Source organism: Pseudomonas sp. DF5 (assembly GCF_058148225.1).
Genome location: NZ_JBYVYM010000028.1, coordinates 44,125 through 57,843, shown reverse-complemented (window position 1 = coordinate 57,843; position 13,719 = coordinate 44,125). Strand labels below are relative to the sequence as shown.

Sequence of the window (13,719 nt, the reverse complement as noted above, 5' to 3'; positions counted from 1 at the left end):
AGTTAAAAACTTGTGATAACTAATGCGGGATATACTGGTATTACCCCGTGTGATGAGCTGTAGACCGGGTTTTCAATCGCCAACGCGGTACGTTTTCGAGCACAGAGCCCATGACCGATCTGGATCGCTACCTGCAAGCCGCCACCCGTGACAACACCCGTCGCAGCTATCGCGCGGCCATCGAGCACTTCGAAGTCAGTTGGGGCGGGTTCCTGCCGGCGACCAGCGATAGCGTGGCGCGATACCTGGTTGCACATGCGGGCGTGCTGTCGATCAATACCTTGAAGTTGCGCTTGTCCGCGTTGGCCCAGTGGCACAACAGCCAGGGGTTCGCCGATCCAACCAAGGCGCCGGTGGTGCGCAAGGTGTTCAAAGGCATTCGCGCATTGCACCCGGCCCAGGAAAAACAGGCTGAGCCGTTGCAGTTGCAGCATCTGGAGCAAGTGATCGCCTGGCTGGAGCAGGAAGCGCAATCCGCCAGGGCGCAGGGCGATCGAGCGGGATTGCTGAGAGCCAGGCGCGACACCGCACTGATCTTGCTGGGCTTCTGGCGTGGTTTTCGTAGTGATGAGTTGTGCCGCGTGCAGATCGAGCATGTACAAGCCAGCGCCGGTTCAGGCATTACCCTCTACTTGCCACGCAGCAAGGGCGATCGCGAGAACCTCGGCCAGACCTACCAGACACCCGCCTTGCAGCGCCTGTGCCCGGTGCAGGCCTACATCGAATGGATTACCGAAGCCGCGTTGGTCCGTGGCCCCGTGTTTCGTGGCATCGATCGCTGGGGCCATTTGAGCGAGGAGGGCTTGCACGCCAACAGCGTGATCCCGTTGTTGCGCCAGGCACTGGAGCGCGCTGGCATTGCGGCCGAGCACTACACCAGTCACTCCTTGCGTCGCGGCTTTGCCACCTGGGCGCATCAGAGCGGTTGGGATTTGAAGTCGTTGATGAATTACGTGGGCTGGAAGGATGTGAAGTCAGCCATGCGCTATGTTGAAGCCAGCCCGTTTCTCGGGATGACCCGAATCGCTGAAAAGTCATTGGCGCCGTAGATCACGTTTTCTTCTATTAATACGCTCGGCTAATAGCGAAAACAAATCAGCAGCATCAGGTTTGCCAATGAGCCAACCGGCGATCGGGTGGGTAGGATTCACCACATCAACTTCTTAACCCCTGACGGAGAGTCACCGATGCCTATCATCAACAGCCAAGTTAAACCGTTCAAAGCTACCGCCTACAAAAACGGCGACTTCGTACACGTGTCGGACGCTGACCTGAAAGGCAAGTGGTCTGTCGTTTTCTTCTACCCAGCTGACTTCACCTTTGTTTGCCCGACCGAACTGGAAGACCTGGCTGACAACTACGCCGAGTTCCAAAAACTGGGCGTCGAGATCTACAGCGTTTCCACCGATACCCACTTTGCCCACGCTGCCTGGCACAACACTTCGCCAGCCATCGGCAAAATCCAGTACACCATGATCGGCGACCCGACTCACGTCATCTCCCGCAACTTCGACGTGTTGATTGAAGAAGCAGGCCTGGCTGACCGTGGCACTTTCGTGATCAACCCGGAAGGCCAGATCAAAATCGTTGAACTCAACGATGGCGGTGTTGGTCGTGACGCTTCCGAGCTGCTGCGCAAAATCAAGGCCGCTCAATACGTCGCCGCTCACCCGGGCGAAGTGTGCCCAGCCAAGTGGAAAGAAGGCGAAGCCACTCTGGCTCCGTCCCTGGACCTGGTCGGCAAGATCTAAGTCTGTGACGCGCTTCATCAGGGCGGAACTCCGTACCTCTTAAGTAAGCTGCACCGCCCTTAAAAACGCCCGGGCGAAATTCGCTCGGGCGTTTTTTTTTTGACTTCTTTTTATCAAATACATGGAAATCGCCCGTATGTTGGACGCCAATCTTAAAGCCCAGTTGAAATCGTACCTGGAACGGGTCACTCAGCCGATCGAGATCGTCGCATCCCTCGACGACGGTGCGAAATCCCAGGAAATGCTCGCGTTACTCAAAGACGTTGCCAGTCTTTCCACCCAGATTACTTTGCTCGACAACGGTAACGATGCGCGTAAACCATCGTTCTCGATCAATCGCCCGGGAGCCGATATCAGCCTGCGTTTCGCCGGCATCCCGATGGGCCACGAATTCACATCCCTGGTGTTGGCCCTGCTGCAAGTCGGCGGCCACCCATCGAAAGCCAGCGCCGAAGTGATCGAGCAGATCCGCTCGCTCAAAGGCGAGTTCAATTTCGAGACTTACTTCTCGCTGTCCTGCCAGAACTGCCCGGATGTGGTTCAGGCGCTGAACCTGATGGCCGTGCTGAACCCGAACATCCGCCACGTCGCCATCGACGGCGCGCTGTTTCAGGCCGAAGTTGACGAGCGCCAGATCATGGCCGTGCCAAGCGTTTACCTGAACGGCGTGAACTTCGGCCAGGGTCGCATGGGCCTGGAAGAAATCCTCGCCAAGATCGACACCAGCGGTATCGAGCGTCAGGCCGAGAAGATCAGCGCCAAGCAAGCCTTCGACGTACTGGTCGTCGGTGGTGGCCCGGCCGGTGCTTCGGCGGCGATCTACGCCGCTCGTAAAGGCATTCGCACCGGCGTGGCGGCTGAACGTTTTGGTGGCCAGGTGCTCGACACCATGGCCATCGAGAACTTCATCTCCGTGCAGGAAACCGAAGGGCCGAAACTGGCCGTGGCACTGGAAGAACACGTTAAGCAATACGACGTGGACATCATGAACCTGCAACGCGCCGACAAGCTGTTGCCGGGCAAAAACGGTGAACTGCACGAAATCCATTTCGCCAGCGGCGCGTCCTTGAAAGCCAAGACCGTGATCCTCGCCACCGGCGCGCGCTGGCGTGAAATGAACGTTCCGGGTGAGCAGCAATACCGCAACAAGGGCGTGGCGTACTGCCCGCACTGTGACGGCCCGCTGTTCAAGGGTAAGCGTGTGGCGGTGATCGGTGGCGGTAACTCCGGCGTCGAAGCGGCCATCGACCTGGCGGGGATCGTGTCCCACGTAACCCTGCTGGAGTTCGACGTGCAATTGCGCGCCGATGCGGTACTGCAGCGCAAGTTGCACAGCCTGCCGAACGTCACCGTAATCACCAGTGCGCAAACCACTGAAGTGACCGGCGACGGCCAGAAGGTCAACGGCCTGCGCTACAAGGATCGTCAGTCGGACGAGTTGCGCACTGTCGAGCTGGAAGGGATCTTCGTGCAGATCGGTCTTCTGCCCAATACCGATTGGCTCAAAGGCACTATCGAGCTGTCACCGCGCGGCGAGATCATCGTCGATGCCCGTGGTGAAACGTCGATCCCCGGCGTGTTCGCGGCCGGTGACGTAACCACCGTGCCGTACAAGCAGATCGTGATTGCAGTGGGCGAGGGCGCCAAGGCTTCCCTGAGCGCATTCGATCACTTGATTCGCACCTCGGCGCCGGCATAAGCGCCGACGCCGAAAACACAAAACCCCATGAGCGATCATGGGGTTTTTTGTGCTTCGCGCATTCCTAATGTGGGAGCGGGCTTGCTCGCGAAAGCGGCGTGTCATTCACCAGAAATGCTGGCTGACAGTCCGCCTTCGCGAGCAAGCCCGCTCCCACACTGGGTTTGTGGTCGGACTTACATTGGTGCTGGCTGAATGATCTCGACCCAGTAGCCATCCGGGTCCTTGATGAACGCCAGGCTCTTCATGCGGCCGTCGTTCAGACGTTTCTGGAAATCGCAGCCCAGCGCTTCAAAACGTTCACACGCGGCGCGGATGTCCGGCACCGAAATGCAGATATGGCCGAAGCCGCGTGGGTCGGTGTTGCCGTTGTGGTAGGCGAAGTCCGCGTCATTCTCGGTGCCGTGGTTGTGGGTCAGTTCGAGAATACCGGGGATCGATTTCATCCACTCGGTGCGGGCAGCGGCATCGGCCGGGATCTGGTTTTTATCGACCAGCGCCAGGAAGTACAGGCTGAACTCGGCTTCCGGGAAATCACGCTTTTCCACCAGCGAGAAACCCAGGACGCGGGTGTAGAAATCCAGCGACCGCGTGATGTCCTTGACCCGCAGCATGGTGTGGTTGAAGACGAACTTCTGGGTGGCGGTGTCAGGTTGGGCGGTCACACCAGGAAATGTATTGAGTTCGTGCAGGCTCATGGGCCCTCCGGAAATTCCAAGAATGCTCATAATGATACGCAAGGGTCCTGGCATCGCCAAACCAAAACCGCAGGCTTGCCTGACGGGCGGGCGAAGCTCAGACTTTGCGCCTTAATCCGTGAGTGTTCATTCTAATGATCCGACCCTGTCAATTGATGTTCGTCCTGATGTGTCTGCTTTCAGGTATTACCAGCGCTCATGCGCAGGCTCCGGTCATCATCTGGCCAAACGGATGGGCGGTTGAAACTGTCCCGCAAGAGGAGGCCAGGCCACAGGTTTCCCGGCAACGTGCAGTAAAAAATGACCAGAACGGCACACCGGTGATGGTGATGGAGTTGACCATGACGCAAGTAGAAAGCGGTCATCAGGTAAACCTGCAAGGTGTGTTGCTGGAAATGCGCAAGTCCGTGCAGAAGGACTTTTTCCAAGGTGGGTATCAGAGCGTTTGCAGCAAAATTCACGCGACCACCTTGAGCCGACTATCGGCATTGGAAACTACTTGTACGATTACGCAGAACGGTCGACATGTTCTGTCTCAAACATTGGTCGCTGCGGTAGACGCCGATAAAGCCTATGTTCTTTCCTACGCGGGGCAGGCTGAGGTTTATAAGGCAAGTCAGGAAGACATCGAGGTCGCTCGAAACAGCTTGAAACTTTAGTTCAAGGTTTCTGTCCACGCGTCTTTCAGCGTGGCCCGCATTTTTAGATAGCCAAACGGATTAAGCACAAAGTTAGTCAGACTATAGCGAGTTGATCGACGACTGCCGACGCATTTAGAAGGATATGACATCCATGAAAAAGCCCTGCATTGGCAGGGCTTTTTTATTACTGCTAGCGCTTAGGCACGTAGCCAGGAATCAACGGTGGCTGCACCGTATTGTTCCTTCCAGGCTTTCAAGCCGCGGTGGTTGCCACCTTTGGTTTCAATCAGTTCACCGGTGTGCGGGTTCTGATAGACCTTGACCACACGAGCGCGGCGGGTTTTAGGGGCTGTTGCCTGTTGCAGGCCGGATTTCGCCGGGTGCGGATCGAGGATGGCGATGATGTCGCGCAGGCTCTTGCCGTAGGTTTTCATCAGCCCCTGGAGCTTCTCTTCGAATTCAATTTCTTTCTTGAGCCCGGCATCGTTCTTCAGCGATTCCAACTGCTTGAGCTGTTCTTGAAGGGCCTTTTCAGCTGCACGGAATTCAGCGAGTCTGGACAATATCTTTACTCCAATAGTGTGTTTGGCTGATACCAACCGCAAACAAAGCTATAAGCCAAGAGCCTTGAAGCGACTCGGTGATAATGACACGCCTGCCGATTTTGCACAGGTAGAAAAATTGTAGTAGTTAATTGGCCAAGAGTAAATCCTGACTTTTTCTTCATGTAACAAGAGTAGTCTTTTGATTCAATTTGGTGCGCATCATCATGATCTCGGCGCTAAACGTGGCTAGTTAATGATCACTTAATGCACTAATGAATTCTGCTCCGGGCATCGGCCGGCCGAACAGATAACCTTGCAGAAAGTTCGCGCCATGGGCGGTCAGATAGTCACTTTGCTCCTCGGTTTCCACGCCTTCGGCGACGATGCCCAGATCGAGTTTGACCGAGAGTTCGATGATGCTGTCCAGAATATGCCGGGAGAGGGCGTCGACACCGATCATGGCGACAAAGCTCTGGTCGATTTTCAGGAAGTCCACATTGAACTGACGCAAGTAACCGAGGCTTGAATGGCCGGTGCCAAAGTCGTCGATGGCGATCATCACGCCCAGCGCGCGAAGCTGTTCGAACAACTGCAGGGTGATGGCTGTCGGTTCGATGAGTTCGCGCTCGGTCAATTCCAGCACCAGATGAACACTACCCGGTGCAAAAGCGCTGAGGAATTCACGGCAGTCTTCGACCAGTTCCAGGTCCCGGCAATGACTGGCGGTGATGTTGATGCCAATGTGGAATGGCCCGTCGAACGATGCCGACAAGGGCGCCAGCAATGTGGCGGTCTGTTGCATCAGCGAGCGGGTCATCGGCACGATCAGACCGGAATGTTCGGCAAACGGGATGAACAGATCCGGACGCACCAGGCCTTCCCTGGGATGTTTCCAGTGCATCAATACTTCGGTGCCGGACCACCGCTTATTGTCGCCATGCACCACGGGCTGAAAGTAAGGAATGAATTCTGCTGCCTCCAGCGCCCGCTGCATTTCACGGCTGGGCGACATCGAGCGCTTCTGCAGCACATGCCCGATCGAACCTGACACCACGCCGAAGAACATCAACAGACTGAACAGTGGCGGGTATTCACTACGCATGTAACGCCAGGTTTCTCCTTCGGGGAAACCTGCGGCCACCGTAAAGGCATACCGCGAGGACGTCAGCGTACTTTGTGCTACCGGCAAGGCGGGTGGGGCGTCCTCGTGAACTTTGCCGTCGGCAGACAACCAGTTGGGACCGACTTGTAGCAACAGTAATGTCTTGCGGCCGATCAGGCGCAATTCGTTGCTCAGGTGATAACCGTTCAGCGTGGTCACTGCCCCTTTATTTCCTTCGCTGAGCCGATACACCAACAGCGCGGTATTGGGCGTGACGGGGTTGCCGTTCATGAGCCATAACTGGCCTTGGGTGTAGTCGCCGGGATTGACCTTTTCCTGATATTCACCGAACAACGAACTGCAATAGAGGTTGTCGTCCCACACCAGGTTGGTCGAGCGCACGAAGGGCCGGCGCGTAACTTGTTCGCGCAAGGCCAGTTTGACGTCATTGCAGTTTTTGCCAGCCAGCGGCAGTAGTTCTTGCGCGGCTTGGGCGGTGTTGTCGAGCATCAGTTCGAATTGGCGAATGGATTCTTCGCCAGTCAGTTCAGTACTCTGCTTGAGGGTACGTTCAGCCTGCAGATAGAGAATGGCGACTCCCAGCAACACCGGGAGCAATCCGCTCAAAACAGTCACAGTGATCCGGGTACCACGCTTGCGGCGACTTTTGACGTTCAGTGGCATTCGCAAATCCATCGCGATAGAAGAGGGCTCTCAAAGGTTGGCAGGTCGACATGCCTCCCAAAAGAGTTCAGCCATGATAGTTGGCTATCGGCCCTTATGCCGCTCAACCTTTAATCAATCTTGAGGCCAGTTTAATAAAGGCCAGCGTCGCGGGTGATGACTGACGCTGATCGAGCACCGCCAGACCAACCTGGCGGCTGATGGGGGGTGACAGTGGCTTTTTCACGTAGCGGCTGTCGTTGCCATCGGGCAGTGAGCCTTCGGCGACGACGGTCAGGGCATCGCCACGACCTACCGTGTCCAGCGTGCTGAGCAGTTGCGAGCAGCGATACCGAATGTTCGGCGTCAGTCGCGCTGCATTGAACAGGCGCGATACCAGCTCCGAAGACCCGGCTTCGGTCAGCACAAAAGGGTCGTGGCACAAGTCGCTCAAACTCACGCTGTCGCGACCGGCCAGTGCATGATCGGCAGGCAGCAGCGCGACCATCTGGTCCTCGATCAGTGCAATTGTGTCGAAACGTTCCTGGGGCAACACCACGAAACCAATATCGATACGCCGTTCTTCCAGCCATTGGAGGACTTGGCGGTCCGGGCCTTCGTCGATATGAACCTCGATGCCCGGGTGTGCGGCGCGGTAGTGCTGCAAGATCCTCGGCAGTAGCTTGATCGAAGAAGTCGGGCCGAACGAGCCGATGCGCAGCGTGCCGGTTTTCATCCCGCGTGAATCGGCTGCCTCCTGGCGTAACGTGTTGGCCAGCCCGAGCATCGCCCTGGCCCGCATTAATAGTTGCTGGCCGATGTCACTCAACTCGATCTGGGACTGATGCCGGCGCAGCAGTTCGACACCCAACTCCTGCTCCAGCGACTTGAGTGCGTGGGAGACCGCAGACTGGGAAATCCCCAAACGATGGGCGGCCGCCGTGAAACCGCGCAATTCGGCCACCAGCGAGAAAATTTCGAGTTGAGTAAGGGTCATGAGTTTTTACTCATTTTACGATGATTGATCATTAGTCGAATGATACGGCATGTGCCCGATTTCTGGTGGTGGAGACTTATGACTACGTGTGAACAGACCCTTGCGAACGCTTCGGATGTGCCGGTTTATCTGAAACTGGCGGCGGTCACCATGATCTGGGGCGGGACGTTCGTCGCCGGGCGGTTTCTGGCCGACAGTCTCAGTCCGTTATTCGCTGCGAGTCTGCGGTTCCTGCTGGCGAGCGTGGCGTTGCTGTTGTTCCTGCTGCTGGCACGGGTGCCCTTGGTGCGACCCAGCCCCAGGCAATGGTTGCAATTGGCGCTGTTGGGATTCTTCGGGATTTTCTTCTACAACCTGTGCTTCTTTTACGGGCTGCATTACATCAACGCGTCTCGGGCATCGTTGATCGTTGCGTTGAACCCGGCCGTGATCGGCCTGGCTTCGTGGCTGCTGTTCAAGGAGCGGCTGAGTCGGGCGAAAGTGGCCGGTATCGCGATCTGCATTGCCGGCGCCAGCCTGGTGATTGTCAGCCGCAATCCGCAGTTACTGGCCGGCAACGCCGATGCCTGGATTGGCGATTTGTTGATCTTCGGCTGCGTACTCGGCTGGGGCATTTACTCGCTATTTTCCAAAGGCCTGAATCAAACACTGGGGCCGGTGCAGACGGTGACGTACTCGATTTTGCTCGGCACGCTGATGCTCTGGGTGACCAGCGCCGTGCGGGGCGAGTTGAGTGTCGCGGCGCTCACCGGGCTCGGCGCACAACAATGGTTGAGCCTGATGTACCTGGGCGTGCTGGGTTCGGCATTGGCCTACATTGGTTATTACGACGGCATCCGCAAAATCGGCGCGACGCGCTCGGGCGTGTTCATCGCCTTGAACCCGTTGACGGCTGTTCTTCTTGGCGCGTTGTTGCTGGGCGAACAGCTGACACTGGTGATGTGCCTGGGCGGCGGGCTGATCCTGGCGGGGATTTTCCTGTGCAACAAACCGCTTGCGCATGCCACGAAAAAGGGGATTGTATAAGAAGGCGGACAAACTGATTTACGCTGTGTAGAATCCGGTTACGCATACAATAATAATCGTCTTCTGGCAGCAGAAGCCTCGCCCGCAAGAGCCTTGGGTCGACAATGAAGATATTCGGGTTTCAATTGATCTACGGTGACTTCCTCGCCCGCAGCGTGAGGGGCATCTCCTGCGCGCCACCCGCCGGTCTCAGCATTGCTAGCAACTAACGATCCGTTAATTCTAAAAGCATGATGAGGCGCCAAAATGGCAGATTTATACGAAAACCCAATGGGCCTGATGGGCTTTGAGTTCATCGAATTCGCATCGCCGACCCCGAACACCCTGGAGCCGATCTTCGAGATCATGGGCTTCACCAAGGTCGCGACCCACCGTTCCAAAGACGTGCACCTGTATCGCCAGGGCTCGATCAACCTGATCCTCAACAACGAGCCCCACAGCGTGGCCTCGTACTTCGCGGCCGAGCACGGCCCGTCGGTGTGCGGCATGGCGTTCCGGGTCAAGGATTCGCAAAAGGCCTACAAGCGTGCCCTGGAACTCGGCGCCCAGCCGATCCACATTGAAACCGGCCCGATGGAACTGCACCTGCCGGCGATCAAAGGCATCGGCGGCGCGCCGCTGTACCTGATCGACCGTTTCGGTGAAGGCAGCTCGATCTACGACATCGACTTCGTGTTCATCGAAGGCGTTGACCGCAACCCGGTCGGCGCCGGTCTGAAGATCATCGACCACCTGACCCACAACGTGTATCGCGGTCGCATGGCCTACTGGGCCAACTTCTACGAGAAGCTGTTCAACTTCCGCGAAATCCGTTACTTCGACATCAAAGGCGAATACACCGGCCTGACATCCAAAGCGATGACCGCGCCGGACGGCATGATCCGCATCCCGCTGAACGAAGAGTCGTCCAAGGGCGCCGGGCAGATCGAAGAGTTCCTGATGCAGTTCAACGGCGAGGGCATCCAGCACGTGGCGTTCCTCACCGATAACCTGATCGACACTTGGGACCGTCTGAAGAAAATCGGCATGCGCTTCATGACGCCGCCGCCGGACACCTACTACGAAATGCTCGAAGGCCGTTTGCCGAACCACGGCGAGCCGGTTGATCAACTGCAAGCGCGGGGCATTTTGCTGGACGGTTCGTCTGAGCCGGGCGACAAGCGTCTGCTGCTGCAGATTTTCTCGGAAACCCTGATGGGGCCGGTGTTCTTCGAGTTCATCCAGCGTAAAGGCGACGATGGTTTCGGCGAAGGCAACTTCAAGGCACTGTTCGAATCCATCGAGCGTGACCAGGTTCGTCGCGGTGTGCTCTCTACCGATTAAGCCGTTCCTGATGTGAAAAAGCCCGGTCAGCAGCAATGCTGGCCGGGCTTTTTTTGGATCACGCAAAACCATTTTCGGATTACGCAAAACCATTGTAGGAGCGAGGCTTGCCCGCGAAGCTTTTAGCGCCTTCAAGGGCCCCTTCGCGGGCAAGCCTCGCTCCTACACATTACATAGGCCGGCGTCGTTGCCGGACCAGATGCTTGAACCCTTCAAACACCAATACCACCACCGCCAGCCAGATCGGAATATAAGTCAGCCATTCACCGGCCTTGATGCTTTCCCCCAACAGCAACGCAACGCCCAGCAACAGCACGGGCTCGACGTAACTCAGCAACCCGAACAGGCTGAATGGAAGCAGTCGGCTGGCAATGATGTAGACCACCAGCGCCGAAGCGCTGATCACCCCGAGCAGCGGAATCAACAGCGACAGCCACGGATGTTGATCGAACACGCCAAACCCTTGTTCACCGCCCTGCACGAACCAGAACGCCACTGGCAGCATCAACGCCATGTCCAGCCAGAGCCCGCCAAGGTTGTCCGTGGCCAAGCGTTTGCGCAGGATGAAATAGATTGGATAGCCGATCACCACCAGCAACGTCGCCCAGGAAAAACCGCCGACCTGATACAACTCGTTGAGCACGCCGAGGCTGGCGAAGAACACGGCGATTTTCTGCAGGTAGGAAAGGCGCTCGCCATAGACGATTCGCCCGGTCAGGACCATCGACAGCGGCAACAGGAAATACCCCAGCGACACGTCGAGGCTATAACCGTTGAGCGGCGCCCACATGAACAACCAGAGTTGCAGGCCCAGCAGCACTGCCGAGCCGATCAGGGCGATGAGCAACTTCGGCTTGGCGGCCAGCCGCCGAAGAATCTCGACCACGCGTTTCCATTCGCCGGACACCATCATGAACACGGTCATGCATGGCGCGGTCAGCAACATCCGCCAACCGAAAATCTCCACGCCGCTCAAAGGGGAGAGCAGTGAGGTGTAGTAATACATGACGGCAAACAGCATCGAGGCTGTGACCGATAGAGCGATACCTTTAGACAAACTGTCCTCGCGGGTTGAAGGTCAAACGGGGCGCGCAGGATACGTGGTTTTTGTGCTGAATATTGGCCGGGTGATCGATATTTTCAACATCGCGGTGGATGTTGCAGGCAAGCCTGCTCCCACAAGTAACTTCGTCGAAGCATAGTCAGCAGATCGACACAGAACCTGTGAGAGCGAGCTTGCCCGCGATAAACCTCAAGCTGAATGCGGTTTGCGTCCCGGTACAAAATGGCTCACATCATTGAACCCCGGTGTCGACGCATGCCCCGGTGTCACCAGCGAATCGATAAAGGCTTCATCTTCCGCCGTAATTTTCACCGCCAGCGCCTTGGTGTAGCCGTCCCACTGTTCTTCGGTGCGCGGGCCGACGATGGCCGAGGTGACGGCGCTGTTGTTCAGCACCCAGGCGATGGCGAACTCGACGATGCCCACGCCACGGTCCCGGGTGTATTGCTGGATCTGCTGGGCAATGCGCAAAGACTCAACCCGCCATTCGGTTTCCAGGATGCGTTTGTCCTGGCGACCGGCGCGGCTGTTGGCGTCCGGTGTCACATCAGGCGCGTACTTGCCGCTGAGCACACCGCGCGCCAGCGGACTGTAAGGCACCACGCCGAGGCCATAGTTTTGCGCGGCGGTGATCTGCTCGGTTTCCGCCTGACGGTTGACGATGTTGTACAGCGGCTGGCTGATCACCGGTCTGTCGACGCCGAGTTTGTCGGCCAAACGAATCACTTCGGCGATACGCCAGCCACGGTAGTTTGACAGGCCCCAATAGCGGATCTTGCCCTGACGAATCAGATCGCCGATGGCCGACACCGTAACTTCCAGCGGCGTGTTGTGGTCTTCGCGGTGCAGGTAATAGATGTCCAGATAATCGGTGCCCAACCGCGTCAGGCTGGCGTCGATGCCATTGAACAAGTGCTTGCGGCTCAAACCGGTACGGTTCGGCACACCGTCCACCGGACCGTAGCCAACCTTGGTGGCGAGCACCCATTCGTGGCGGCGACTGGCAATCGCTTCGCCGACGATCTCTTCGGAGCGGCCGTTGGTGTACACGTCCGCGGTGTCGATGAAGTTGATGCCCTGGTCCCAGGCCTTGCCGATGATCCGCAGGGAATCTTCGGTGCTGGTCTGTTCGCCGAACATCATGGTGCCCAATGTGAGGGTCGACACCTGTAAACCCGAATGACCCAGCGTGCGATAGCTCATGACGAAATCCTTTTACCGGTGAGAAAGCTTCAATCAAATACCAAGAACCGCAGCGCGGAGCAATCTGAATTATCGACGCAGTGCCTCACAGCGCTCCTGCAAAAACGCCTGCAACACTTTGACCCGCTCCGATACCTGAACCCGATGCGGGCACAGCAAATTGAACGGCACGCTTTCGCCTTGCCAGTCATCGAACAGCGTCACCAGGCGCCCGGCCTGCACATCAGCGGCGACGTCGAGCCAGGCCTTGTAGGCGATGCCATGCCCGCTCAGAGCCCAGCGGCGGGCAACTTCGCCGTCGTCGCTCAGATAGTCGCCATGCACATCAACCTCCAGCACCTCATCGCCACGGCTGAAACGCCAATGGTTGTAGGGGCGGCCATTGCGCAGGTAGAGCAGGGCGCTGTGTTCGCCCAGTTCCTCGGGGTGCTGCGGCGTGCCATGGCGGGCCAGGTACTCGGGGCTGGCGCAGGCCACGCGGCGATGCTGCGGCAGAATCGGTAGCGCCACCAACGTCGAGTCACTCGGCACACCGAAGCGCAGGGCCACATCGACCGTCTCGCGGAACAGATCGGCATGGCGATCGTTGAGCAATAGCTGCAATTGAATGTTGGGGTGTTGGCGCTTGAAATCATCCAGCCACGGCAACAGCACATTACGACCGAAGTCCGACGGCGCGGCCAATTGCAGCACGCCGCTCAAGCCTTGGGTTTGTTGCTTGAGCGCCTGCTCACCTTCGGCCAGCGCGGCGAGCGCCAGTCGCACACTTTCCAGATAGCGCCGGCCTTCTTCGGTCAGGCGCATGCTGCGCGTGGAGCGGGCCAGCAAGCGGATGCCGAGGCGGGTTTCCAGGCGTTTGAGGGCGATGCTGGCCGCCGCCGGGGTCAGCTCCAGGGCGCGGGCGGCGGCAGAAATGCTGCCGGAGTCGGCGGTGCGAACGAAGATCTCCAGATCGAGAATCGAGCTCATTGGTAAAAATCCTTTAAAGATCCTTCTGATTTACCGGGA

General features: G+C 57.7%; 14 protein-coding genes. 7 read left to right on the top strand and 7 right to left on the bottom strand.

The features are described from left to right. Positions 1–110: 110 nt before the first annotated feature. From AC30D7_RS23120 to ahpF, 3 genes are all read left to right on the top strand, one after another. Positions 111–1,049, top strand: a complete 939-nt coding sequence (locus tag AC30D7_RS23120) for a site-specific integrase (RefSeq protein ID WP_490135616.1) — start codon at positions 111–113, stop codon at positions 1,047–1,049. 138 nt (positions 1,050–1,187) lie between these two features. Further along, on the top strand, positions 1,188–1,751 hold the full coding sequence (gene ahpC / locus AC30D7_RS23115; protein ID WP_105345993.1) for an alkyl hydroperoxide reductase subunit C: 564 nt from the start codon (positions 1,188–1,190) through the stop codon (positions 1,749–1,751). A gap of 136 nt (positions 1,752–1,887) precedes the next feature. Next, on the top strand, positions 1,888–3,450 hold the full coding sequence (gene ahpF / locus AC30D7_RS23110) for an alkyl hydroperoxide reductase subunit F (protein ID WP_490135615.1): 1,563 nt from the start codon (positions 1,888–1,890) through the stop codon (positions 3,448–3,450). 176 nt (positions 3,451–3,626) lie between these two features. Here ahpF and gloA read toward each other — a convergent pair whose 3' ends face one another. Beyond that, positions 3,627–4,148, bottom strand: coding sequence for a lactoylglutathione lyase (gloA, locus tag AC30D7_RS23105; RefSeq protein ID WP_305501841.1), 522 nt, complete (start codon positions 4,146–4,148; stop codon positions 3,627–3,629). A gap of 134 nt (positions 4,149–4,282) precedes the next feature. On the opposite strand from gloA, the gene AC30D7_RS23100 reads away from it, so the two are divergent. Further along, a complete protein-coding gene (locus AC30D7_RS23100) occupies positions 4,283–4,807 on the top strand; it encodes a DUF4946 domain-containing protein (protein ID WP_490135614.1) in 525 nt (174 codons plus the stop codon). A gap of 179 nt (positions 4,808–4,986) precedes the next feature. Here the strand turns inward: AC30D7_RS23100 and AC30D7_RS23095 are convergent, their stop codons facing one another. From AC30D7_RS23095 to AC30D7_RS23085, 3 genes are all read right to left on the bottom strand, one after another. After that, complete coding sequence (locus AC30D7_RS23095) at positions 4,987–5,352, bottom strand: histone-like nucleoid-structuring protein, MvaT/MvaU family (protein WP_007935661.1); 366 nt, start codon at positions 5,350–5,352, stop codon at positions 4,987–4,989. A 232-nt stretch (positions 5,353–5,584) separates the two neighbouring features. Beyond that, on the bottom strand, positions 5,585–7,120 hold the full coding sequence (locus AC30D7_RS23090) for an EAL domain-containing protein (protein ID WP_490135613.1): 1,536 nt from the start codon (positions 7,118–7,120) through the stop codon (positions 5,585–5,587). A gap of 103 nt (positions 7,121–7,223) precedes the next feature. Next, positions 7,224–8,096 (bottom strand): LysR family transcriptional regulator, encoded by an 873-nt coding sequence (locus AC30D7_RS23085; protein WP_490135612.1) that lies wholly within the window; start codon positions 8,094–8,096, stop codon positions 7,224–7,226. A gap of 78 nt (positions 8,097–8,174) precedes the next feature. Between AC30D7_RS23085 and AC30D7_RS23080 the strand changes: the two genes are divergently transcribed. Both AC30D7_RS23080 and hppD read left to right on the top strand, forming a co-directional pair. Continuing rightward, positions 8,175–9,122 carry a DMT family transporter gene (locus AC30D7_RS23080; RefSeq protein WP_490135611.1) on the top strand — a complete coding sequence of 316 codons (948 nt, stop codon included), beginning with the start codon at positions 8,175–8,177 and terminating at the stop codon, positions 9,120–9,122. A 246-nt stretch (positions 9,123–9,368) separates the two neighbouring features. Continuing rightward, complete coding sequence (hppD, locus tag AC30D7_RS23075) at positions 9,369–10,445, top strand: 4-hydroxyphenylpyruvate dioxygenase (RefSeq protein WP_007935668.1); 1,077 nt, start codon at positions 9,369–9,371, stop codon at positions 10,443–10,445. Positions 10,446–10,614: 169 nt separating this feature from the next. Here hppD and rarD read toward each other — a convergent pair whose 3' ends face one another. Beyond that, positions 10,615–11,502: an EamA family transporter RarD gene (gene rarD, locus AC30D7_RS23070; protein WP_490135610.1), complete on the bottom strand. Its 888-nt coding sequence runs from the start codon at positions 11,500–11,502 to the stop codon at positions 10,615–10,617. Here rarD and AC30D7_RS23065 point away from each other — a divergent pair. After that, entirely contained in the window at positions 11,450–11,647 is a 198-nt protein-coding gene (locus AC30D7_RS23065; protein WP_433786870.1) for a hypothetical protein, read from the top strand. The genes rarD and AC30D7_RS23065 overlap by 53 nt on opposite strands. A 50-nt stretch (positions 11,648–11,697) precedes the next feature. Here AC30D7_RS23065 and AC30D7_RS23060 read toward each other — a convergent pair whose 3' ends face one another. Together AC30D7_RS23060 and AC30D7_RS23055 are read right to left on the bottom strand one after the other, a co-directional pair. Continuing rightward, positions 11,698–12,711, bottom strand: coding sequence for an aldo/keto reductase (locus tag AC30D7_RS23060; protein ID WP_490135609.1), 1,014 nt, complete (start codon positions 12,709–12,711; stop codon positions 11,698–11,700). A gap of 69 nt (positions 12,712–12,780) precedes the next feature. Further along, a complete protein-coding gene (locus AC30D7_RS23055; protein ID WP_490135608.1) occupies positions 12,781–13,680 on the bottom strand; it encodes a LysR family transcriptional regulator in 900 nt (299 codons plus the stop codon). Between the last annotated feature and the right edge of the window lie 39 nt (positions 13,681–13,719).

Coding starts and splice junctions, on each gene's coding strand:
- hppD (WP_007935668.1), top strand. CDS start 9,369: ATGGCAGATTTATACGAAAACCCAATGGGCCTGATGGGCTTTGAGTTC.
- AC30D7_RS23055 (WP_490135608.1), bottom strand. CDS start 13,680: ATGAGCTCGATTCTCGATCTGGAGATCTTCGTTCGCACCGCCGACTCC.
- AC30D7_RS23080 (WP_490135611.1), top strand. CDS start 8,175: ATGACTACGTGTGAACAGACCCTTGCGAACGCTTCGGATGTGCCGGTT.
- AC30D7_RS23060 (WP_490135609.1), bottom strand. CDS start 12,711: ATGAGCTATCGCACGCTGGGTCATTCGGGTTTACAGGTGTCGACCCTC.
- AC30D7_RS23085 (WP_490135612.1), bottom strand. CDS start 8,096: ATGACCCTTACTCAACTCGAAATTTTCTCGCTGGTGGCCGAATTGCGC.
- AC30D7_RS23090 (WP_490135613.1), bottom strand. CDS start 7,120: ATGCCACTGAACGTCAAAAGTCGCCGCAAGCGTGGTACCCGGATCACT.
- ahpC (WP_105345993.1), top strand. CDS start 1,188: ATGCCTATCATCAACAGCCAAGTTAAACCGTTCAAAGCTACCGCCTAC.
- AC30D7_RS23100 (WP_490135614.1), top strand. CDS start 4,283: ATGATCCGACCCTGTCAATTGATGTTCGTCCTGATGTGTCTGCTTTCA.
- AC30D7_RS23120 (WP_490135616.1), top strand. CDS start 111: ATGACCGATCTGGATCGCTACCTGCAAGCCGCCACCCGTGACAACACC.
- gloA (WP_305501841.1), bottom strand. CDS start 4,148: ATGAGCCTGCACGAACTCAATACATTTCCTGGTGTGACCGCCCAACCT.
- ahpF (WP_490135615.1), top strand. CDS start 1,888: ATGTTGGACGCCAATCTTAAAGCCCAGTTGAAATCGTACCTGGAACGG.
- AC30D7_RS23065 (WP_433786870.1), top strand. CDS start 11,450: ATGACGGCAAACAGCATCGAGGCTGTGACCGATAGAGCGATACCTTTA.